This window comes from Lacrimispora amygdalina (assembly GCF_900205965.1).
In the GTDB taxonomy this organism is placed as follows: domain Bacteria; phylum Bacillota; class Clostridia; order Lachnospirales; family Lachnospiraceae; genus Lacrimispora; species Lacrimispora amygdalina_A.
The window spans coordinates 33,446-55,170 of the sequence record NZ_OAOF01000017.1; the positions used below are offsets into that span (position 1 = coordinate 33,446).

Below are 21,725 nucleotides of genomic sequence, written 5' to 3' on the forward strand. Positions count from 1 at the left end.
TTCAAAATTTGCTTGACAGATTCTAAAATTGGCAGTATTCTTATGATTGTATATTAAATACAACAAAATCAAAGAAAAGGAGGCAGGAACTATGTTGCGTAATCATGGAATTAGAAGAAGAAATACAATGGAATATTTAATGATGAATTCAGTCTGCCTCATGGAAAATTGTCTCTGTATGTAGGAATGTCAGGACAAATACAGCTTTTTAGCCGAAGCTTCTTTTTATGAGTTTACCCGCAGTCTGAATGACTGCGGTTATTTTTTTGCTTATTTGCCGAAAAGACCGCACTTTGCAGTTTTTTCGGCTTTTTACATATATAGGAGAAAAAATTTATTTTTATTGTTAAGAAAACAGGAGGGAATAGTATGAAAAATTTGTGGAAGTATGTGAGGAAATATAAGTTCCTTTACGTTCTTGCCCTTGCAGCGATGATAATCAGCATCCTGCTTGATGCAGCAGCACCCCAGATTACAAAACATATAATTGATGATGTTATTGTAGGGGGACAGACGCAGGTTCTTATGAGACTTCTGCTGGGGCTTGTGGGAATTGGATTCGGAAGAGCAATTTTTCAGTATACAAAAGAGTTTATCTTCGACTTTGCCGCTGCCCGGATCGCCTGTGGTCTGAGAAAGGATCTATTTGACCATATCCAGACGTTGTCAGTAGGGTATTTTGACAGCCACAATACGGGGGAACTGATGGCCCGTATTAAGGATGACGCAGAGCGGATCTGGAATGCGTTTGGTTTTGTGGGGATGCTTGTTTTGGAATGTTCCATACACACCATTATTGTTCTTGTCTGCATGCTGCGGTTAAGTCCAATTCTGACTTTGATCCCCCTTGTTATTCTGCCTCTTATCGCCTGGTATGCTTTAAAGATGGAAAAAGGCCTGGGTGATGTTTATGACAAGATCAGCGAACAGACAGCTGAGCTGAATACAGTTGCGCAGGAAAATCTGGCTGGAGTCAGGACTGTCAAGGCCTTTGCCAGAGAAGATTTTGAAATCAATAAATTTAAGAAACACAACAAGCAGTTTTATGACTTAAATATGAGTCAGGCAAAACTGTTGATCCGGTATCAGCCGAATATTTCATTCCTTTCAAAGTTTCTTATGATGGCAGTGATTGTTGTCGGAGGCATTCTTGTAATTGCAGGCAGGATTTCCATCGGTGATCTGGGCGCATTTTCAGAATATGCCAACAATATTATATGGCCAATGGAAATGGTGGGCTGGTTAAGCAATGATATGGCGGCTGCATTTGCTTCCAATAAGAAAATCAAAAAGATTATGGAAGAGATACCTGTGATTGCAGATCCTGATAAACCAGTCCTTCCCGAAATTGTAAATGGGGAGCTCACCTTTCGGAATGTAGACTTTCAGCTGGAAGGAAAGGAGATCTTAAGCGATATCAATTTTACATTGAAAAAAGGAAAGACCCTGGGAATTATGGGGGTTACCGGTTCAGGAAAGACTTCCATTGTCAACTTAATTGAGCGTTTTTATGATGTAACAGCAGGAGAAATTCTCCTTGACGGAATCAATATTAAGGATCTGCCGCTGCCTTTACTGAGAGGAGGAATCTCAGTCGTTATGCAGGATGTATTTCTCTTTTCCGACAGCATTTCCGAGAATATTAAAACAGGAAATAAGGATGCCACCGAATGGGAAAGTGTTCAGCAGGCGGCGATTTCAGCAGAAGCGCACGGCTTCATTAATAAGCTGTCACAGCAGTACGAAACGGTCATTGGCGAGAGAGGAGTTGGTTTATCCGGAGGTCAGAAGCAGAGGATCAGCATAGCCCGTGCGATTGCAAAGGAAACACCGATTCTCATTCTTGATGATTCCACATCTGCTCTGGATATGGAAACGGAACGGGAGATAGAATCACATTTGTCAGGACTGAAAAACAGTTCCAAGATTGTCATTGCCCACAGAATTTCGGCTGTGCGCCGGGTGGATGAAATTCTCATTCTGGAAAATGGGAAAATCATTGAACGGGGGACACATGAGGAACTGATGGAGAAGCGGGGGCAGTATTACAAAACCTTCGAGGTTCAGTATGGAAAGGAGGCTGCATTATGTCAGTAAATTCCAGCAGAGTGGATGAAGAGCAGAAGGAAGTATTAAAAAAGGATACCATACTACGGCTGTTTCGCTATCTTCTGGCTTTTAAAAAGAAGATTGTAGTCGTATTGTTTATCATGGCCGGCACCATTACCATCAGTATGATTGCACCGTTAATTATGGAATATGCAGTCAATGTCTGCGTGGCGCAAAAGGATGTGAAAGGGCTTGTGCGTGTGGGTGTTTTCGCGTTAGCACTATTTGCTCTGTTTTTAATAGGTACGAAGGCTCGTATGCATCTGATGGCGGAAGTATCAAACCGTGTGCTTTTAAATATCAGAGAGGAATTATACCAGCATATCCAGTCTCTGGGCTTCGGCTTTTTTGACAGCCGCCCCACAGGCAAGGTGCTTGCAAGAATTATCGGAGACGTAAATTCATTAAAAGATGTTTTATCAGACAGCGTTACCCAGCTCATTCCGGATTTTATTACGGTGATCTGTGTTCTCAGCATCATGCTCATTAAAAACTACCGCCTGGCAATGGCAGCTTTGCTGACGCTGCCTGTGCTGGCAGTTGGTATGTTCTTTATCGAGACAAATGTTCATAAAAGATGGAGGATTTACAGAAAGAAAACTTCTAATTTAAATGCCTATATCCATGAGGATTTATCCGGTATCCGCATCATCCAGAGCTATGCAGCGGAGAATGAGACGAAAGAAGTATTTCATGATCTGGTAGACCAGCATTACCGCTCGTTTATTGACGCAGTGGTGGTTGCGGATGCATTTGGCCCCCTGGTTGAGATTACCTGGGGTATGGGAGGTTTTCTCCTTTATTTTATCGGAATTAAAATTGTGGGGGTAGAACAGATCGGTATTGGTACGTTTCTTGCATTTTCCACATACATCGCCATGTTCTGGAGTCCTATTCGTAATCTGGCTAATTTTTATAATAAGCTTACAACCAATATTTCGGCTGCGGAACGGATTTTTGATATTATAGATACGGAAGTTGAGATTAAGGACCGGGAAGATGCCAAAGAATTAAAAGAATTAAAGGGGGAAGTATGGTTTGAGGATGTCTCCTTTGCATATGGGGATGAGCCGGACCGTCTGATCCTGGATCGCGTAAACTTCTTGGTAAAGCCGGGGGAAACTATCGCTCTGGTAGGACCGACAGGAGCCGGAAAAACCACGATTGTAAACCTGATCAGCCGTTTTTATGAGGTGACCGGCGGAAATATCTATATTGATGACCAGGAAATCAGAAGTGTGACGTTAAAGAGTTTAAGAAGCCAGATGGGTATTATGACCCAGGACAATTTCTTGTTTTCCGGCACCATACGGGATAATATCCGCTATGGACGCTTAGATGCATCAGACGAGGAGATTGAAGAGGCAGCAAAAGCAGTCAATGCCCATGAGTTTATCATGAAACTGGAAAAAGGTTACGATACGGTGATCAGCGAACGGGGGGCAGGTCTATCCATCGGTCAGAGACAGCTTCTGGCTTTTGCCAGAACCATGGTATCAAAACCTGGCATCCTGATCCTTGATGAGGCTACCTCAAGCATTGATACCCATACGGAGCTGTTGGTTCAGGAGGGAATTGAAGTGCTGTTAAAAGAACGTACCTCCTTTATCATCGCACACCGGCTGTCTACGATACGCAAAGCGGACCGCATTTTCGTCATCGATCAGGGAACCATCCGGGAGGCTGGAAGCCACGAAGACTTAATGAAGCTTCAGGGAGCTTACTATCAATTATACCAAAGCCAGTTTGCCTGAGATTAAAAAGGAATTGACCGGACCGGATAAATGAAATAGAATAGAAGGCGAGGTGAATTAAGATGACAGAAGGAGCTTTAGTTTTAGAGGGGGGATCCCTGCGAGGTGTATTTACTGCAGGGGTTTTGGATGTATTTATGGAACAGGATATTGAAATGTCCTATGTAAACGGAGTTTCAGCCGGTTCTATGTCAGGTATGAGCTATGTCAGCAAGCAGATAGGCAGAACCATAAAAGTGGATCTGGATTATGTCAATGACAAACGATTTTTAAGTTTTCGAAATATGGTAAAGAAACGTTCCATTTTTAACTTTGATTTCCTGTTTGGAGAATTGAGCAATACGCTGGTTCCCTTCGATTATGAGACATTTTATCAGTCTAAACAGATATTCGAGGTAGTTGCAACCCGCTGTAAGACGGGAAAGCCGGAATACTTTGAAAAGAGTAAGTGTAAAGATTTTATTGATGCGGTAAAGGCTTCCAGCAGCATACCAGTTCTTTCCGGGATGATTACGGTAGGAGGCAGAAAGTATTTAGATGGCGGGTGCTCCATGCCGGTGGCATATCAAAGAGCGATTGATTTAGGATATGAGAAGATCGTTTTAGTTCTCACCAGAGAGCAGGGCTACCGTAAACCTCCTGTTGATAAATGGACGAAACGGGGATATGAACGTTATTTTGCACCTCTTCCCAGATTTTTAGAGGCACTTAAGGAAGTGCCAGACCGGTATAACCGGATGCAGGAAGAGATTGACCGTCTTGAGAAGGAAGGGAGAATCTATGTAATTCGCCCGGATCACCATGTGACGGTTCAGAGAACGGAGCAGGACAAACGGAAACTGGAGGCGCTGTATCAGGAGGGAAGACGTCTGGCACTGGATCATATGGATTCTCTGAAAGCTTACTTGGAATAGGAAAGGAAAAAGCGTACAATTTATGAGTATTTATGATACATTAAATTCTATGCAGAAGGAGGCGGTACTTCAGACAGAGGGACCGCTTCTTGTGCTGGCAGGAGCAGGCTCTGGAAAAACCAGGGTTTTAACGCATCGGATTGCGTATTTAATAGAAGAAAAGGGAGTGAATCCCTGGAATATACTGGCTATTACATTTACCAACAAAGCGGCTGGGGAGATGAGAGAGCGTGTGGACCGCCTGGTGGGATTCGGAGCGGACAGCATCTGGGTTTCTACATTTCATTCTTCCTGTGTGCGGATATTAAGGCGCCATATCGAAAGCCTTGGATATACGACTAATTTTACCATATACGATTCGGATGACCAGAAGACACTGATGCGCCATGTATTGAAAAAACTGGATTTCGATCCGAAGGTTTATAAAGACCGGGCAATGCTGGGGCTGATTTCCACAGCTAAGAATGAGCTGATCAGTGCAGCGGAGTTTGAGCTTTCTTCCTCTGGTGATTTCCGGCAGCAGAAGGCGGCTCTCGTTTACAAAGAATACCAGAGCCAGCTAAAGAAGAACAATGCGCTGGATTTTGATGATCTGATTATGAAAACAGTGGAGCTGTTTCAGACTAATCCGGAGGTTTTAAACTATTATCAGGAACGTTTCCGCTATATTATGGTGGACGAGTATCAGGACACCAATACGGCCCAGTTCCGGTTCATCAGTCTGCTTGCGGGTAAATATAAGAATCTTTGTGTAGTGGGCGATGACGATCAGTCTATCTATAAGTTCCGCGGCGCCAATATTGAGAACATACTTAATTTTGAAAAGTCCTATACTGGTGCTAAGGTAATCAAGCTGGAACAGAATTACCGTTCCAGTCAGCACATTCTGCAGGCTGCCAATGAGGTGATCCACCACAACAGAGGCCGAAAGGATAAAACCTTATGGACATCCAATGAAGAAGGACCGCTGGTTCAGTTTAAGCAGTTTGAAAATGCCGCAGAGGAAGCAGAAGCCATAGTCCGTGACATTTTAAACAGTCCGTCTGATTATCAGGATTGTGCCGTTTTGTACAGGACCAATGCCCAGTCCCGTCTGATTGAGGAACGATGTCTGCAGCATAATGTCCCTTACCGTATGGTGGGCGGCGTCAACTTTTACCAGAGAAAAGAAATCAAAGATATTCTGGCATATTTAAAAACAATTGCCAACGGAAGAGATGATCTGTCTGCCTTAAGGGTGATAAATGTTCCTAAAAGGGGAATCGGAGCCACCAGTATCGGAAAGGTGCAGGCATTCGCTTCGGAGCGTCAGATGGGGATATATGATGCATTCTGCCGGGCAAAAGCGGTGCCGGGACTGGGAAAAGCAGCGGATAAAATCCTGGCATTTACGGATAAGATAGAAGATTTCAGAAACAGGCTGACAGAGGAGACTTACAGCATTCATGAGCTGATAGAAGATATTCTTGATGAGACCGGCTACCAGAAGGATTTAGAAGCGGAAGGGGAGATTGAATTCCAGACGCGGCTTGAGAATATTGAGGAGCTGGTTAACAAAGCCATCAGTTTTGAAGGAGAGCATGAGCATCCGGAATTAAGCGAGTTCTTGGAGGAGGTTGCTCTTGTGGCAGATGTGGACCGTATGGATGAATCGGAAAACCGGGTAACACTTATGACACTCCACAGTGCCAAGGGCCTTGAATTCCCAAGAGTCTATCTAAGTGGTATGGAGGATGGATTATTCCCCAGCATGATGGCGATCTCTTCTGATAATAAAGAGGACGTGGAAGAAGAACGGAGGCTTTGTTACGTTGGTATTACAAGGGCCCAGAAGTTCCTCATGATGACTGCGGCAAGACAGCGTATGGTTAACGGTGAAACCAGATATTCAAAGATCAGCCGTTTTGTGGAAGAGATACCAGGAGAACTGTTAGATTCCGACAGGCTGGAACAGAGGCTTTCTTCCAGGGCGAAGCCGGATTTTGATGACAGCAGTCTCCCATGGGGCAAAGGTGCAGCTTCGGGGCGGACCGCAGGTGTCAGCAGCTTTGGTCCGGGCAGCAATGCATATGCGTCAAAGACATCCAAACCTGTATCCACCCCTGGCTTTGGGAAAGCGTTTACAGTGGAAAAGCCACTATCTCTCGGGTATAAAGAGGGGGACCGGGTCAGCCACATCAAGTTCGGCATAGGCGAGGTGAAGGAGATCAAGGATGGTGGAAGAGATTTTGAGGTTACCGTTCATTTTGACCAGGCAGGCGTGAAAAAGATGTTCGCCTCTTTTGCAAAACTGAAGCTTGTGAGGGAATAATTGAATATACATAAAATTTTAAAAAAATCTAAAAATGATAGTAAAAAAGCCAATATAATGGTATAATAACTGCTACAGGCAAAGAGAAAAAACTGTGCCGAACAGGATATGAAAGAAAGCAGGGCTCTCAGAAAGGACGTGGAGACATGAACAGATTTGATGCAATGAGCAAAGAAGCTATGGGCAAACTGGAAGATCTTATGAACTCAAGCAGAGTGAATGATTTGCTTCATAAAAGAGAACAGGAAGAGAAAAAGAAAAACTGTATCCTCTGGATACTCGCAGTCATAGGTGCGGTAGCTGCAGTTGCCGGAATTGCTTATACCGTATATCGTTTCTTTACTCCGGATTATCTGGAAGATTTTGAAGACGATTTTGATGATGATTTCGACGATGATTTCTTTGAGGATGAGAAGATGGAAGAGAGTTCCAAAGAATAAAATCTGGCATTAAAAGGAGAGCGTGCCTCAGAAAGTGAGACACGCTCTTTTACAGTGTTTAAATAAAATGAATAGAATAAAAGGAGTCAGCAAACGTGAAAAAGGGTGAGATATACGAAGGTACAATTGGACGGTTTGATTTTCCCTCCAAAGGAATGATGGAGCTGCCGGAAGGAAAAATTACTGTAAAACACGCACTTCCCGGACAAAAAGTGAGAGTTATGATCAACAAAAAAAGAGGGGGAAAATGCGAAGGACGAATTCTGGAGGTCTTAGAGTCATCTCCCCTGGAATATGCAGAGTCTCCCTGCCCTCATTTTGGAATCTGCGGAGGATGCACCTATCAGACCATCCCTTATGAGGAACAGTTAAAGATCAAGGAACAGCAGGTAAAATCCCTGTTAGACGGTGCTGTGAAAGGGGATTATATATTTGAGGGGATTAAAGCAAGCCCAACAGCCGATGGATACCGCAACAAGATGGAATTTTCCTTTGGAGATGAATATAAGGATGGACCGCTTTCCCTGGGAATGCATAAAAGGGGAAGCTTTTATGATGTAGTGACAACAACGGAATGTAAGATTGTGGATTCGGATTTCTGCGATATCTTAAAGGCGGCAAAGGAATATTTTGAAGCGCTGGGAGTCGGTTTTTATAAGAAAATGCAGCATACCGGCTATCTGCGTCACCTTCTGGTGCGAAGAGCTGTAAAAACAGGAGAAATTCTGGTTGATCTTGTTACTACAACTCAGGAGGACCTTGATTTAAAGGCTTTTGTTGGTTCTCTGCTTCATCTGAAGCTGAACGGAAGAATTGTGGGAATTCTTCATACATTTAATGACAGCCTTGCAGATGTGGTAAAAAGCGACCGGACGGATGTTTTATACGGACAGGATTATTTTTACGAGGAATTGCTGGGACTTAAGTTTAAGATTTCACCATTTTCCTTCTTTCAGACCAATTCACTGGGAGCGGAGGTGTTGTATGAAACCGCGAGAAGCTATGTGGGAGAGACGAAGGACAAGGTGGTCTTCGATTTATACAGCGGCACTGGCACCATCGCCCAGATCATCGCTCCTGTTGCAAAAAAAGTGGTGGGTGTGGAGATCGTGGAAGAGGCAGTGGAGGCAGCCAGAGAGAATGCTGCAGGCAATGGTCTGGACAACTGCGAATTCATCGCGGGGGATGTATTAAAGGTGATTGACGGTCTGGAAGATAAGCCGGATCTTATTATTCTGGACCCGCCCAGAGATGGGATTCATCCTAAGGCACTTGGCAAGATTATTGACTTTGGGGTGGACAGGCTGGTTTATGTGTCTTGTAAACCGACCAGTCTGGTGAGAGATTTGGAAGTGCTGCAGGAGAGGGGATATGAGGTGGTTAAGGCTTGTTGTGTGGATATGTTTCCTTCGACGGCGAACGTTGAAACCGTTTGTCTGCTGGAGAGAAAAGCTTGATTTTATGCGGACTTGCGGGATTGTTTGAGAAAAATGGAGTTGTGTTTTTGTAAAAAACTGTTTGGTGTGACCGAAGATGGGGATGGGGTAACACCAAAATGTTAAAATAGGGCTTTTGACAAAAAGTATTGAGCTTTGCCGTATTGTGTGAGCAAATCGGCGAAAATTGATACAATGGTAAAAGTCCTATACTTTTAAGTAAAAAGATAATAAAGGGAAGGGATACTTTATATATTTTTCTATTGACATTATAGTTTGTATAGGGTTTACAATCACCTCACAAAAAGGGGGAATATCAATGAACATTAAAGAAGCGGAAAAGAGGACAGGAGTATCTGCACAAAATATCAGATTTTATGAAAAAGCAGAGTTGTTTTCAACAAAACGTAATCCTGATAATGGATATCGAGAATATTCAGAGAATGACGTCAGAATACTAAAAGTAATTAAGATGCTCCGCATGCTTGATATGCCAATAGAACAAATTAAGCTAGTTTTGCGTGAGAAGGAGAATTTGTCAAATTCCTTGGACAAACAACAGCATATTTTAGAGAAAAGAATAAGTGATGACAAAAATGCGATTGAGTTTTGCAAGGCATTAAAGAAGAAACAGATTACTATAGATGAATTAAATGTAGAAGAATATCTACAAAGGATGGAAAAAGAGCACTTTTTTACCTCATGGATTAAGGATTACATGGAAGTTATTGATTATGAGCATGAGAGAGTCATTACTTTTACTCCAGATGATGCGATAATAAATAGCTATGATTTTGAAAATGTACTTTACAAATATGCAATGGAACGAGGTATGGAGATTGAAATCACAAAGAAAGGGATGTATCCAGAATTCACACTTGATGGGATAGAGTATAGTGCTGAAAGAAATTACGCAAGGGGAGGAGGGCTTCCGATAGCAATAGTTAGATGTACAAGAAAAGATTTGGAAGAAACAAAAGAAGAATACAAGCATGGTAGAAAAAAATGGTTACGGATTCTTCATATTTACTTGCCGGGAATTCTTATTGCGTTATTGATTATTGTAACAAGTGGAAAAAATAATGTAAGATGGTTATTTTCTTCAATAGAAGGCTTGATTTTGTTGGGAGTAATTATCATTATGTGTTTAATCGGTGCTTTTCGTAACTATTATTTTTATTGGAATCGTGATAATAAATATGAGGATAAAGAAAAATAGGCGATGAAGACTTATCGATTTGAAAAGTAAGTATTATTTGGTTCTATAAGAGAAAGATACAATCCTGTAAGGAACTTTGCCTATGTACTCAAAGATATTTTCATTTCCTGTAGCAGACATTAACTGAACGGTGCGAAGTTTTACCTCAAGCATTTACGGGTATTCATCCTGTAACCGTTCAAACAAGCGTTTTGCAAGTGATTCTAAGATAAACGGAATTTTTCCCATGATTGATGCCAAAAGTTAGTCATGGTTGACCTTAAAACATCTGGAAAATGTATCAGGCATTTGAATTTATGGGGAAGTTGAATATGAAAAAAATAGCTTCGGTAGTAAATATAGTTTTAGCAATAATATGCATAATTGCTGCAATAATGAATTTTACAAATAGTGATATGCTTATTGAGATTGCCTATATTTTTTTCGCATTAATGTTTTTGATTTTTGGTGTGAAGGGTGTGAATAAGAAAAAGGACAATTAAGCTTTTGCAGAAGTAAACTCTACCAAGTGGGGTGAAAAATTTAAGAATTCAGATTATGGGTTTAGGAAAATTATGAAAATAATAAAAATCGTTTATTAGTTAATACAATGGTATATGGAAGCTGGATATGCCCTTTACCATTGTATCGCATAAGGTTTTCTATTAATTCGATTGTATGCTTGACATACAATCGAAAAAGATGTATACTTGGCACACAATAAGTTAGCAACGACTAACTTGCGAAAGGAAGCGAAAGGATGAATCAGTCAAAAAGAAATCAAAAGCTTTATTATAATATGCTTCATCAAAAACGAGAAACAGAGCTGTTTTTAACAGCATTAAGGGTGAAATTGTTTTCATATCTGGAAAATTGGGAAACTCCAAAATCTGTTGCAATAAAATCAGGCTTGAATGAGCGAAATCTATCTTTTGTCCTAAATGCATTAGCATCCATTGGATTACTTGAAAAAAATAACAAAGCTTATAGAAATACACAGCAGAGTAATGATTTTTTAAATCCAAAAAGTTCAGTCTATTTGGGCGAGAGTATCCTTTTTAGAGAGAAAATGATGTCTTTGCAAAATATTGAAGATCGTTTGACAAACGGCCCCAGCAAAAACATTCTTCATAATAATAAAGGGGTAGAGGTATATGATTTTTATGAGGCTGCACGGGTGAGTATTCCTGAGATGTATACAGGGCGTGTTCAGTCTCTGATTCAAGCAGTTACAAGCCTTTACAGAAATAAAACCCCCGAAAAAATACTTGACCTGGGAGGAGGTTCAGGGATTCTTGCAATAGAACTTGCAATTACCTTTTCCAATTGCAAAAGCGTTGTTTTTGAGCATCCGAATGTAGCACGGCTGCCACGTGAATTAGTGTCAGAAAGAAACCTCTCCGAGCATGTAAGTGTGATAGAAGGAGATTTTAATACAGATGATATCGGAAAAGGATATGATTTAATTATTGCCTCAGGAGTATTGGATTTTGCAAAAGACCATTTGGACAGCGTGATGAGCAAGTTATATAACGCTTTAACATCAGATGGTTATTTATATGTTGTTACTCATAATGTCAGTGAGGATTATCAGAATCCGCCTGAGAGTATTCTTGGCTGGTTATCCAGCCATTTGGATGGGCTTGATGTACTGCTTACAAAAAAGGATATTGAAAATGCTTTAACAAGACATGGATTTCAACATATTCATAGTGGTGACTACGGTGGAGTATTTGAAGGGCTGCAAGGGGAATTCTACTTAAAAAGAACAGGAGGCTCCCAAGATGGAAAAGTTACAAAAACTGGTGATTAATGATTTTATACAGATGACAGAGCGGATAGCCAATGGAAAGACAAATATATTAGATTTTGGCTTAGAAGAAATGCAATTTTATCGTGGAGAGATCCATATGATTAAAATGGTTGGTGATTATCCAGGTATATTTATTTCTGAAATGGCACGAAAGTTTAATATAACACGAGCAGTAGTGGCAAAAACTGTCCGAAAGCTTGAGGAACACGGATTTCTAGAAAAAAAAGAGGATGTGGAGGATAAAAAGCGCTTTTGCCTTTACCTTACAAAAAAAGGGGAAATGGCTTATAAGCTTCATAATCAGTATCATCAGGATTATGACCGCCCGTTGTTTACTTATCTTGAAAGTTTGAATGACAACGAACTTCATATCATTCAGGAATTTCTGAAACATGCAAATGCTTTGATAGAAAATCATTTTTAAATAACTGGAGGGATAAAATGAAATCTAAAAAAATATTGTTCTTAATTTTATCTATTGTTTTGACGGTGGCTTTAGCTGGCTGCGGAGCATCTGAAAATACATCTGTTACAGAGGCGCAGACCTCCGATCCTTTGGCAACGTCTAAAAATTCATCAGTATCAGGCATGAGAACGATAACCGATTTAGGCGGAAACACCGTGACAGTGCCAACGGCAGCAGAAATTCAGCGTGTAGTCATCATATCCCCGCCTACGACATCAGTGCTTTTGGGAGTTATTCCTGATCCGGACATGATTGTAGGGGCTAATTCCAGAGCTTTTACGACTTCAAATACTGAAATTGTAAGTAAGCTTTTCCCCAACTGGAATGGTGTTGAGACCTCATTTGTAAGTGAGGGATTTGTTTCAAATACAGAAGAACTTTTAAATCTTGATCCGGATATTGTGTTTTACTATGGAGAAGCTCAGAAATCGGGCATTGAAAATCTGGGGATACCAATTGTCGACATGATGAAAAAAGGAGATAACAATCCCGAAACAGTTACGATCGCATGGGATAACCTGATGCGTGAGATATTTGAGGCCGATAATTCTGTTTCGCTTCAGAACGAATGGGAAGCTTCCAACAAAAAGGGAGCAGAGGTTCTTGATACATATACAGGAAAGAAAAAGACTGCACTTTTTCTTTTCAGCAATACGGGTGGTGTGATTTCCGTATATGGAAGCGGAACTTATGCAGATACGTGGTTTGAAAAAAGCGGTCTTGTCAATGCGGCAGCAGAAATATCAGGACAGGCAGAAGTCAGTATGGAACAGCTTTATGAGTGGAATCCAGATTTTATTTATGTATTTATCGGAAGTCCTGCTTCTGCTATGCTGGAAAACAAAATCAACGGACAGGACTGGAGTTTGCTTTCCGCTTATAAAAACAACACAATCTATGATATTCCACAGGGAATCTATTCATGGGGGGCACCATGCTCAGATGCTCCGCTTACGCCCCTCTTTATGATTTCAAAAAGTTATCCGGAGCTGCTAAGTGAGAGTGATTTTAAAATACTGTTTAAAGATTATTACAGCAGGCTGTACAAAATTACGCTGGAGGAGGAGCTGATTTCTGCTGTGCTTAGTCCACGGCAGTTGCAGAAATAATGATTATGAATAAAAATCTAAATGAAATAAAAACCAAAAATAATATTAAATTAAAGTTTATTTTGCTCGCAGGACTTCTTATTCTTGTAATGGTAGCGTCACTCTTTGGAGGGCGTTACCATATGGAATTTGGGGATGTCTTAAAGCTTATAGAAGCAAAGCTATCTGGAGCTTCGTATCCGGGCTTTGAAGTTGCGGAGCATGTCCTGTTTCAAGTCCGGCTGCCGCGTATTCTTATTGCGTTACTTGTTGGAGCAGGCTTGTCCATAGCAGGAGCTTCTCTCCAGGGACTATTTCAGAATCCTCTTGTCAGCCCTGATATTCTAGGTGTTTGTTCCGGATCAGGCTTTGGTGCGGCACTTGGAATACTCCTTACATCCGGCATGGGTGTGATGACAACAGTATTGTCGTTAGCATTCGGACTTATCAGTATGTTCCTGACACTTTTTATGGTTCGATCTAAGGGGCAGACTCTAACCATGTCCTATATTTTATCAGGGATTATTGTGACCTCAGTATTTTCTGCTCTGACATCACTGATTAAATATGTTGCTGATGTAAACGATCAACTTCCGGCAATTACATTCTGGTTAATGGGGAGCTTTGCAAATACGGAATTCAATGACTTAAAAATAATTATTTTGCCAATTATTATCGGTATTGCAGGGCTGCTACTTTTACGGTGGCAGCTTAATATTTTATCATTAGGAGAAGAAGAGGCATATTCCCTTGGAGTAAATCCACAAGCGGCACGTATAGCGGTTATTCTGTTCAGTACAATTATTACAGCTGCCTGTGTAATGGTTTCCGGCATTGTTGGCTGGGTAGGCTTGGTTATTCCGCATATATCCAGAAGGATTATGGGGGTGAATCACAAGGGTTTACTTCCTGCATCTATGCTGCTTGGTGGAATTTTTATGGTTATTGTAGATAGTGTTGCCCGCAATCTTACTGCAGCTGAGATACCAATTGGAATACTAACAGCATTAATCGGGGCACCATTCTTTGCACTCATTTATAACCGAATGAAAGGAGAATCATAATGTTGCTTCGTGTAGAAAAGGGAAGTTTTTATTATACATCAGATACACCTATTTTGCAGGATATTACGTTATCGTTGGAAAAAGGCGAAGTAATTGCTGTTATGGGACCAAACGGTATAGGAAAAACTACGTTCTTAAAATGCCTGATGGGTATTTATAAGTGGAAATCAGGCCATTCACTCATTGATGGAAAGGATACTGGTAACGCAAGAAAACAGATTGGATATGTACCACAGGCACACCGATTTTCGTTTCCGTATTCAGTCAGGGATATGGTAGTGTTTGGCAGAGCAAAGTATCTGCCTGCATTTGCATCACCTGGGGAGAAGGATTATGAGTTTGCTGACAGAGCCTTGGAAGAGGTAGGCATTTCAGCAATCAGTGATAAATCATGCAATCAGTTAAGCGGCGGACAGCTTCAAATGGTGTTGCTTGCCCGTGCGTTAGTAGGAGAACCTCAATTGCTTATATTGGATGAGCCGGAATCTCATCTCGATTTTGGAAATCAGATCACAATACTGAAAATAATAAAAAGGCTAGCAAAAGAAAAAGGAATTGCCTGTGTGATGAATACACACTATCCAAATCATGCTTTAAATATTGCTGATAAGACCTTACTTTTAAAAGGGAACAAATTTCTTGTAGGGAAAACGGATCAAATACTTACAAAAGAAAATATACGGGAGTATTTTGGAGTCGATTCCATCATTGTTACAGCACAAAAGGATGATAGAGCGATAAATGCCTTTGTATTAACTGATTTGATTTAAAAATGAATTTTGAAATAAGTATATAGCCTGGCAAACGCATGTAACCTTTTCATTTTACAAATAATTTAAAAAGTGATTGACCCTAACATCATGTCATAGTGTAAGATAAAAACAGAGCTTATGTTACTAATAGTAATTATAGCCGGCAAATTCTATTAGTATTATACTCAAATATTCAGGAGGTATCGCGTGAGAACTGTAAAACAAGTTTCAGATCTGTCAGGAATAAGCGTTCGTATGTTGCATTACTATGATGAAATAGGATTGTTAAAACCGAGTGAAGTTACTGATGCGGGTTATAGGCTTTATGATGATGAAGCCCTTATGTTCTTGCAGCAAATTTTATTCTATAAAGAGTTTGATATCCCATTAAAAGAAGTAAAAAAAATCATGCATTGCTCCGATTATGATAAAGCTAAAGCTTTGGAAAATCAAAAGAAGTTGTTAATTTTAAAAAGTAACCGAATAAATAATTTGATTGATTTGATTGATAAAACATTAAAAGGAGAAAAGGAAGTAAGCTTTAATGAATTTGATATGAGCGAATATTTTAAAGCTTTAGAGGCATTTAAAATGGAGTATAAGGACAAAATTATAAAAAATTATAGCGGAATGGAGAAATATGATGAATTGATCGAAAAATGTAAATTGAACGAAAATGAAATTGCTGAAATGGCAATAAAACAGTATGGCAGCATTGAAAATTATGTAGAAGCAATGAAGAAAAATTTTGAAAGTGATATGTTTTCAGTGGCTGAACAAATTGATGCGTTTAAGAAAGATATACTAGATGATAAACATCCTAAATTGAAGGAATTGTATCAGAAATTGGTGTCAGACATAACGAAAGATCCTTTATCAAAGGAAATTCAACAAATCGCTGAAAAAATAAAGAATATAATAAAAAGTGACTATGAGGTTTTTCGCACGGATGAAGAAAATCAATATTGGTATACGATAATTCAGCTCTATCTGGTTCTGCCTGATTGGATAGATGCAGTTGATAACAAATATGGCAAAGGTACTTCCAAATTTATCGGGGAAGCGCTTAAAACAAATTTAGGAAATGCGCAACCAAAGTTAAATTCTCTTTATGCAAAGCTTACCGAATCATTTAATAAAGATCCATCTTCTAAGGAAATCCAGGATATTGTAGAAGAAATAGTTAAAGAAACAACAAGACAGCATGAAAAATTGAAAATAGAAGTTGGAGAAAATTACTGGGGTTATACGGCGGATCTTTATCGATCAAATTCTGCTTTTCAAATAGCTGCAGATAAAAAGTATGGTGATGGTGCAGCACGCTTTATCGGTGCAGCATTGAATTACTATGCGACTCAAGAGGCCTTAAAATAAATAGTGGGCTATTCCCACACCCGACCTCTGGATTTATAAGGGAAGCTTAAATGAAATTGCGCGTTCAACCGGTTTCGAGTATGACACCTATTTTATTAAGCAATTTACTACTAAGAAAGGAATGTCTCCTACATCGTTTCGAAACACATCCCGCAAACTGGCAAGTAAGCTATAAACTAACTAATTAATGATGCACTGGAATTATAAAGTATTGACTTAATGTTAACTTAAGGGTTTATAATGATATATATTTGGTAAATTTTAACCTGATTAAATGAGGAGGAAAACTATCATGAGGTATATGAAATTGGGTAAATCTGATTTGCAGGTTCCGGCTATTGCAATTGGCTGTATGCGTATTAATGCGCTAAGTACAACCGATGCAGAACGTCTGGTTCAGACTGCTCTGGAGGGCGGAGTGAATTTCTTTGATCATGCGGATATTTATGGAGGAGGAACATGTGAAGAATTGTTTGCGAAGGCCATACACATGAACAGTACTGTCAGAGAAAAGATAATCCTGCAATCCAAATGCGGCATACGGAAAGGGTATTTTGATTTTTCTAAGGAACATATACTGGAGGCAGTAGACAACAGTCTGAAACGTCTGAAAACCGAATATCTGGATGTACTTCTTTTGCATCGTCCGGATGCTTTGGTTGAGCCGGAGGAGGTTGCTGAGGCATTTGATAAGCTTTACAGTAGTGGGAAAGTACGTAATTTCGGCGTATCAAATCAGAATCCCATGCAGATACAGCTGCTGGAAAAATTTTTAAATCAACCGATTATAGCAAACCAATTACAGCTTAGTATTACCAATGCCACTATGATATCTGCCGGGCTTCATGTCAACATGTCAGATGATACAGCCATTAACCGTGATGGAAGTGTACTTGATTTTTGCCGTTTAAAAGATATTACGGTGCAGCCATGGTCTCCTTTTCAATATGGGTTTTTTGAAGGAGTTTTTCTGAATAATGATAAATTCGTGAAACTGAATGCAGTGATTGATAAAATAGCAGCAAATTATAAAGTATCAAATACCACCATTGCATTAGCCTGGATACTACGTCATCCGGCTCATATGCAGCCTGTGACAGGAACGATGAATGCTGACAGGCTAAAAGATTGTATGAAGGCAGCTGATATTTATCTGACCCGCGTGGAGTGGTATGAAATCTTTTGTGCAGCAGGAAATGTTTTACCATAGGCAGTTTTAATTGGATAGGTTTCTATGTTTCATAAAAAAAGGAGGAAATGCATGAAAAAACTATCGCTTAATAATTATATAAGATTGAGAAAGCTGGTTCATCGCAGTGCAAGACCGATTGATTTTACCAAGTGGAACTATCTTTTTGAAAACGGAAGTTGTGAGGATTTCCTTTCGGTTCTGTCCAGTTACCAGAATGAGGATGGCGGTTTTGGATACAACATTGAATGCAATAACTGGAATCCTGATTCATCACCGTATACAATATGCATTGCGTTGGATTATTTGGATACGGCAGGTGATTATGTTAGTAACATAAAAGATAGGATGGTAACGGGTATCGTCAAATACCTTGCTTCTGGCGCATATTTATTAGAAAACGGCTGGGTGGGGATGCAGGGAATCCCAACTAACAATAATTTTGCTCATTTGCCATGGTTCCATTATGACCCGAAGAAAGCCACGGAAGCCGACATCGGAGTAACCAGGCGCCTTTCCTCCTTTTTACTCAAATATGCAGACAAAAGCAGCGCTATCTACAAAAAGGCGGTTGAATTGAAAGATATGTATAAACTGAGTGGAAAAACTCTCCTTAATGGTTATCCTGACTATGATCCGATATCATTTGACCCAGCATCATTTGACCCGGCAACATGGAACTTATGGGAGCCATTGCCGGTACACTTTGTCGGCTCGCCTGAAAGTGAGCATTACCCGGCACTTAAAGATGTTGTGGATATAAATCTGGATGCGATTGTTGAAACACTGTGTAATACGAGTGAACTTCATATAACGCCTGAGGAAGATTTAAACGCATTTGAAAAGAATTTTCCACACCCGGATGGCAGGCGCTGGTGTAGTACGGAACAGGCAATCGGAAATTATTACGGGAATGCACAAAGTATCACATCCAATTTGGATATATTGAGGAAATTTGACAGACTGGATTTTTCTTTGGAGAACTTTAGAAGTTCAGTGATGTGATATTGTAAGTAGGTTATTAGAAGCCTTGGGATTGAGAGGCATTTATGGTAAATATATTAATATACCGCCGCCCTGACCGGGCGGCGATATTGTGTGATCTATATATAATTTGCAATCTTTTGCAAAAATCTTACTCTTTTTGCCTGAGCACCCTTTGAGACATCTCCGCAGTGAATCCATTTTGCATGATTCAAACCAATTCCCTTCAAAGTAGCATTGATGAATGTTTTCTGAATCAGGTTACCCGCAAAACATTTTAAATACCATCGGGGTGACTGACCGGTTGTTATCACTTTTGTGGATTTTATATGGGTTAATTTCCCCTTTAAACCAGTACTTGACTCCGTATATGCAAAGTTTTTTAACATCACTTTATCAAAGAAACCTTTCAATATGGCAGGAGTATCAAACCACCACACAGGAAATACAAAAATAACTTCATCAGATTTATTTAAAAGATCCAGATATTTTGTGACCAAAGGATCTTTATGCTGACCTTTTGAAAACAAAGCCAATTCTCCTTCTGACATAACAGGGTTAAAATTATCTTTATTTAAATCTATGATATGATATTGTTTCCTTTTTTTTTCAAGAGCAGTTGTTATTGTATCCAGTATGGCCTTATTGAAGCTTCCATGCCACGGGTGTGCGAAAACAATTGTTACCATGTGAATCCCCTTTCTTTAAATGTTATCATTGCTTTATAATCTCTGTTCCCAATGTATAGGCGGCTCTTTTTGCCTGCACATTATCAGTAACCGGTTTCTCATATGTGCTAATATTCAGATTTTGTATCAGCTCCATCCCAAGATACTTTGATAGCATCTCCATAGATTGGACGATATTCATGACTCCTGCACTGGTTTCATCGATATCACCAAAAGTGGTGAGTAATACAACTTTTTTATTTAATAATGTTTGGTAGTCAACTGCATGGAGCCGGTCCATAAAAGTTTTTAGCTGCCCAGTCATATTAAAAACATACACAGGAGTAGCAAAAACCAAAGCATCCGCTTTTTCAACACTTTTACGTATTTCCGTCATATCATCCTCAATGATACATGGACTTGCGGGGCTTTTCTGGCAGGCACTGCATCCCTTACAATAATGTATATTTTTTGATTGAAGGTAAATGGTTTCAATCTGAGGTGATGGAGTCAGATTTTTAACTCCTTCTAAATACTCATTTAATATAACAGCTGTATTGCCATGCTTTCTGGGACTTGCTAAAATTGATAGTACATTCATGAATTTTATTCCTTTCAATTTAATGGGGTGATTTTAATGCTTTAATGCACATTAATGCACATATTACTGTTTTTAAAAAGGCTTTCCGCCTTTTTAAATTATACCTGTATCATTTTTTTTAAATTGTCGGTTGTAATTTTAAATTTTTCAAGAATATATTTATCGTTCAGTTGATAGTAAATATTTCTGCTTTCTTTTATTTTATCAACAATCCCATATCTGTACATCAGATCCAAGTGTCTGGAAATGACAGAACGGTCCTGTGTGAAATTTTCTGAAATATCTTTAATATTCTTTCTGCCATTAATAGCCAGATATTTCATAATATCACATCTTACCGGATCAAATAATGCCTTAAAAAATTCAAAATCTATGCTTTCTTCAATTTGTCTGGTACATTCTAATAGTAAATCTTCATTATTCATGTTCTCACCCTGTTTTTATTATATATGCACACATATGCACTTGTCAATGATAAATTTTTATTATTTGATAGAACTGTAACAGTCTTTGGGGATTACGTTGTAAAGTGTATTTTATTATGATATTATAGCAGCAACGATCGATATCGCATAAAACAAAGGCTTTTCGCGGACTATAAGGAAACAACAAACAAACAGCTGGCAATAGGAGAGATAAGACTATGAATCCAATCATTCAGGTTAAAAATTTCACAAAAAGATACGGTGATTTTGTCGCAGTTAACAATATATCTTTTGATGTGGAAGAGGGCAGTGTATTTGCATTTTTGGGACCCAATGGTGCTGGAAAAAGCACAACGATTAATACGTTGTGTACTATTTTTGAAAAAACTTCTGGTACGTTATTGATCGATGGAAAAGATGTAAGCCGGCAAAAAAGTGAAGTACGGTCTGCAATCGGTGTTGTATTTCAGGATTCCACTCTCGATGCGAAAATGACCATTGAAGAGAATTTGAAAATGCATTGTGTATTTTATAACATTCCCAATAAAGAAGTAGAAGAACGTATCCGGTTTGTTCTGAACCTGGTAGATTTGACAGATGAAAGAAAGAAAATGGTTTCTGCTTTATCTGGAGGAATGAAACGTCGTGTAGAAATTGCCAGAGGTCTGATGCATTATCCCAAGGTTTTATTTCTTGATGAACCCACAACTGGTCTCGATCCTCAGACCAGGGCCCATATTTGGGAATATATTATGAAACTTCAAAAAGAGAGAAATATTACGATCTTTCTAACCACCCACTACATGGAAGAAGCTGAGATCTGCAATAAAATAGCAATTATGGATGGCGGGGTAATTGTAGCACATGATACGCCTTACGCGTTAAAGAAAAAGTATACGAAGGATAAAGCTTATATCAATACAAAAAAAGAAGAGGCGTTTGAGCAATTGCTCTCAGAATATGAATTAAATTATTCAAAAAAGAACGGCTATTATAAGGTGGAAGCAGAATATCTGGACCGCCTGCTGGAAGTAATGAGCATTCATAAGGAACACATTACAAATATAGAAATAAAAAAAGGGACGTTTAACGATGTGTTTTTAGAGATAACTGGAAAAAAGATCAGGGAGGAGGGGTAA

20 protein-coding genes are annotated in these 21,725 nt (G+C 39.5%); 17 read left to right on the plus strand and 3 right to left on the minus strand.

The window, feature by feature from the left end:
- The first annotated feature begins 369 nt into the window (after positions 1–369).
- The 16 genes from CRO04_RS19510 to CRO04_RS19585 all read left to right on the plus strand — a co-directional run bounded on the left by CRO04_RS19510 (position 370) and on the right by CRO04_RS19585 (position 18,913).
- Entirely contained in the window at positions 370–2,097 is a 1,728-nt protein-coding gene (locus CRO04_RS19510) for an ABC transporter ATP-binding protein (RefSeq protein ID WP_097005918.1), read from the plus strand.
- Positions 2,088–3,863 carry an ABC transporter ATP-binding protein gene (locus CRO04_RS19515; protein WP_097005919.1) on the plus strand — a complete coding sequence of 592 codons (1,776 nt, stop codon included), beginning with the start codon at positions 2,088–2,090 and terminating at the stop codon, positions 3,861–3,863. The genes CRO04_RS19510 and CRO04_RS19515 overlap by 10 nt, the downstream gene beginning before the upstream one ends.
- 62 nt (positions 3,864–3,925) lie before the next feature.
- Positions 3,926–4,777, plus strand: coding sequence for a patatin-like phospholipase family protein (locus tag CRO04_RS19520; protein ID WP_097005920.1), 852 nt, complete (start codon positions 3,926–3,928; stop codon positions 4,775–4,777).
- A 22-nt stretch (positions 4,778–4,799) separates the two neighbouring features.
- Positions 4,800–7,088 carry a DNA helicase PcrA gene (pcrA, locus tag CRO04_RS19525; RefSeq protein ID WP_097005921.1) on the plus strand — a complete coding sequence of 763 codons (2,289 nt, stop codon included), beginning with the start codon at positions 4,800–4,802 and terminating at the stop codon, positions 7,086–7,088.
- Positions 7,089–7,234: 146 nt separating this feature from the next.
- Entirely contained in the window at positions 7,235–7,528 is a 294-nt protein-coding gene (locus tag CRO04_RS19530; RefSeq protein ID WP_097005922.1) for a DUF4366 domain-containing protein, read from the plus strand.
- 95 nt (positions 7,529–7,623) lie between these two features.
- A complete protein-coding gene (gene rlmD / locus CRO04_RS19535; protein WP_097005923.1) occupies positions 7,624–8,985 on the plus strand; it encodes a 23S rRNA (uracil(1939)-C(5))-methyltransferase RlmD in 1,362 nt (453 codons plus the stop codon).
- Positions 8,986–9,283: 298 nt separating this feature from the next.
- Positions 9,284–10,183 (plus strand): MerR family transcriptional regulator, encoded by a 900-nt coding sequence (locus CRO04_RS19540; protein ID WP_097005924.1) that lies wholly within the window; start codon positions 9,284–9,286, stop codon positions 10,181–10,183.
- A gap of 311 nt (positions 10,184–10,494) precedes the next feature.
- Positions 10,495–10,665: a hypothetical protein gene (locus tag CRO04_RS26380; protein WP_166432621.1), complete on the plus strand. Its 171-nt coding sequence runs from the start codon at positions 10,495–10,497 to the stop codon at positions 10,663–10,665.
- 257 nt (positions 10,666–10,922) lie between these two features.
- Positions 10,923–11,975 carry a methyltransferase gene (locus CRO04_RS19545; protein WP_097005925.1) on the plus strand — a complete coding sequence of 351 codons (1,053 nt, stop codon included), beginning with the start codon at positions 10,923–10,925 and terminating at the stop codon, positions 11,973–11,975.
- Positions 11,947–12,399 (plus strand): MarR family winged helix-turn-helix transcriptional regulator, encoded by a 453-nt coding sequence (locus CRO04_RS19550; RefSeq protein ID WP_097005926.1) that lies wholly within the window; start codon positions 11,947–11,949, stop codon positions 12,397–12,399. The genes CRO04_RS19545 and CRO04_RS19550 overlap by 29 nt, the downstream gene beginning before the upstream one ends.
- 17 nt (positions 12,400–12,416) lie before the next feature.
- Positions 12,417–13,550 carry an ABC transporter substrate-binding protein gene (locus tag CRO04_RS19555; RefSeq protein WP_097005927.1) on the plus strand — a complete coding sequence of 378 codons (1,134 nt, stop codon included), beginning with the start codon at positions 12,417–12,419 and terminating at the stop codon, positions 13,548–13,550.
- A 5-nt stretch (positions 13,551–13,555) separates the two neighbouring features.
- Positions 13,556–14,593: a FecCD family ABC transporter permease gene (locus CRO04_RS19560; protein WP_097005999.1), complete on the plus strand. Its 1,038-nt coding sequence runs from the start codon at positions 13,556–13,558 to the stop codon at positions 14,591–14,593.
- Positions 14,593–15,363 (plus strand): ABC transporter ATP-binding protein, encoded by a 771-nt coding sequence (locus tag CRO04_RS19565; protein ID WP_097005928.1) that lies wholly within the window; start codon positions 14,593–14,595, stop codon positions 15,361–15,363. Before CRO04_RS19560 ends, CRO04_RS19565 begins: the two co-directional genes overlap by 1 nt.
- A 189-nt stretch (positions 15,364–15,552) precedes the next feature.
- Positions 15,553–16,719 carry a MerR family transcriptional regulator gene (locus CRO04_RS19570; protein ID WP_097005929.1) on the plus strand — a complete coding sequence of 389 codons (1,167 nt, stop codon included), beginning with the start codon at positions 15,553–15,555 and terminating at the stop codon, positions 16,717–16,719.
- 292 nt (positions 16,720–17,011) lie between these two features.
- Positions 17,012–17,929 (plus strand): aldo/keto reductase, encoded by a 918-nt coding sequence (locus CRO04_RS19580; RefSeq protein ID WP_097005930.1) that lies wholly within the window; start codon positions 17,012–17,014, stop codon positions 17,927–17,929.
- 51 nt (positions 17,930–17,980) lie between these two features.
- Positions 17,981–18,913, plus strand: coding sequence for a hypothetical protein (locus CRO04_RS19585; RefSeq protein ID WP_097005931.1), 933 nt, complete (start codon positions 17,981–17,983; stop codon positions 18,911–18,913).
- Between the two features lie 98 nt (positions 18,914–19,011).
- Here the strand turns inward: CRO04_RS19585 and CRO04_RS19590 are convergent, their stop codons facing one another.
- From CRO04_RS19590 to CRO04_RS19600, 3 genes are all read right to left on the minus strand, one after another.
- The gene (locus CRO04_RS19590) at positions 19,012–19,581 is read right to left on the minus strand and encodes an NAD(P)H-dependent oxidoreductase (protein ID WP_097005932.1); all 570 of its coding nucleotides are present in this window, start codon (positions 19,579–19,581) and stop codon (positions 19,012–19,014) included.
- A gap of 25 nt (positions 19,582–19,606) precedes the next feature.
- The gene (locus tag CRO04_RS19595) at positions 19,607–20,161 is read right to left on the minus strand and encodes a flavodoxin family protein (protein WP_097005933.1); all 555 of its coding nucleotides are present in this window, start codon (positions 20,159–20,161) and stop codon (positions 19,607–19,609) included.
- A gap of 98 nt (positions 20,162–20,259) precedes the next feature.
- On the minus strand, positions 20,260–20,586 hold the full coding sequence (locus tag CRO04_RS19600) for an ArsR/SmtB family transcription factor (protein WP_097005934.1): 327 nt from the start codon (positions 20,584–20,586) through the stop codon (positions 20,260–20,262).
- Between the two features lie 218 nt (positions 20,587–20,804).
- Here CRO04_RS19600 and CRO04_RS19605 point away from each other — a divergent pair, with 218 nt between their 5' ends.
- Positions 20,805–21,725, plus strand: a complete 921-nt coding sequence (locus CRO04_RS19605) for an ABC transporter ATP-binding protein (RefSeq protein ID WP_097005935.1) — start codon at positions 20,805–20,807, stop codon at positions 21,723–21,725.

What these genes read in the sequence shown, in the direction of transcription:
- CRO04_RS19540 (WP_097005924.1), top strand. Translation starts at nt 9,284, where the DNA reads ATGAACATTAAAGAAGCGGAAAAGAGGACAGGAGTATCTGCACAAAAT.
- CRO04_RS19585 (WP_097005931.1), top strand. Translation starts at nt 17,981, where the DNA reads ATGAAAAAACTATCGCTTAATAATTATATAAGATTGAGAAAGCTGGTT.
- CRO04_RS19550 (WP_097005926.1), top strand. Translation starts at nt 11,947, where the DNA reads ATGGAAAAGTTACAAAAACTGGTGATTAATGATTTTATACAGATGACA.
- CRO04_RS19515 (WP_097005919.1), top strand. Translation starts at nt 2,088, where the DNA reads ATGTCAGTAAATTCCAGCAGAGTGGATGAAGAGCAGAAGGAAGTATTA.
- CRO04_RS19600 (WP_097005934.1), bottom strand. Translation starts at nt 20,586, where the DNA reads ATGAATAATGAAGATTTACTATTAGAATGTACCAGACAAATTGAAGAA.
- CRO04_RS19530 (WP_097005922.1), top strand. Translation starts at nt 7,235, where the DNA reads ATGAACAGATTTGATGCAATGAGCAAAGAAGCTATGGGCAAACTGGAA.
- CRO04_RS19555 (WP_097005927.1), top strand. Translation starts at nt 12,417, where the DNA reads ATGAAATCTAAAAAAATATTGTTCTTAATTTTATCTATTGTTTTGACG.
- CRO04_RS19510 (WP_097005918.1), top strand. Translation starts at nt 370, where the DNA reads ATGAAAAATTTGTGGAAGTATGTGAGGAAATATAAGTTCCTTTACGTT.
- CRO04_RS19545 (WP_097005925.1), top strand. Translation starts at nt 10,923, where the DNA reads ATGAATCAGTCAAAAAGAAATCAAAAGCTTTATTATAATATGCTTCAT.
- CRO04_RS19560 (WP_097005999.1), top strand. Translation starts at nt 13,556, where the DNA reads ATGAATAAAAATCTAAATGAAATAAAAACCAAAAATAATATTAAATTA.
- pcrA (WP_097005921.1), top strand. Translation starts at nt 4,800, where the DNA reads ATGAGTATTTATGATACATTAAATTCTATGCAGAAGGAGGCGGTACTT.
- CRO04_RS19605 (WP_097005935.1), top strand. Translation starts at nt 20,805, where the DNA reads ATGAATCCAATCATTCAGGTTAAAAATTTCACAAAAAGATACGGTGAT.
- CRO04_RS26380 (WP_166432621.1), top strand. Translation starts at nt 10,495, where the DNA reads ATGAAAAAAATAGCTTCGGTAGTAAATATAGTTTTAGCAATAATATGC.
- CRO04_RS19595 (WP_097005933.1), bottom strand. Translation starts at nt 20,161, where the DNA reads ATGAATGTACTATCAATTTTAGCAAGTCCCAGAAAGCATGGCAATACA.
- CRO04_RS19520 (WP_097005920.1), top strand. Translation starts at nt 3,926, where the DNA reads ATGACAGAAGGAGCTTTAGTTTTAGAGGGGGGATCCCTGCGAGGTGTA.
- CRO04_RS19565 (WP_097005928.1), top strand. Translation starts at nt 14,593, where the DNA reads ATGTTGCTTCGTGTAGAAAAGGGAAGTTTTTATTATACATCAGATACA.
- CRO04_RS19580 (WP_097005930.1), top strand. Translation starts at nt 17,012, where the DNA reads ATGAGGTATATGAAATTGGGTAAATCTGATTTGCAGGTTCCGGCTATT.
- CRO04_RS19590 (WP_097005932.1), bottom strand. Translation starts at nt 19,581, where the DNA reads ATGGTAACAATTGTTTTCGCACACCCGTGGCATGGAAGCTTCAATAAG.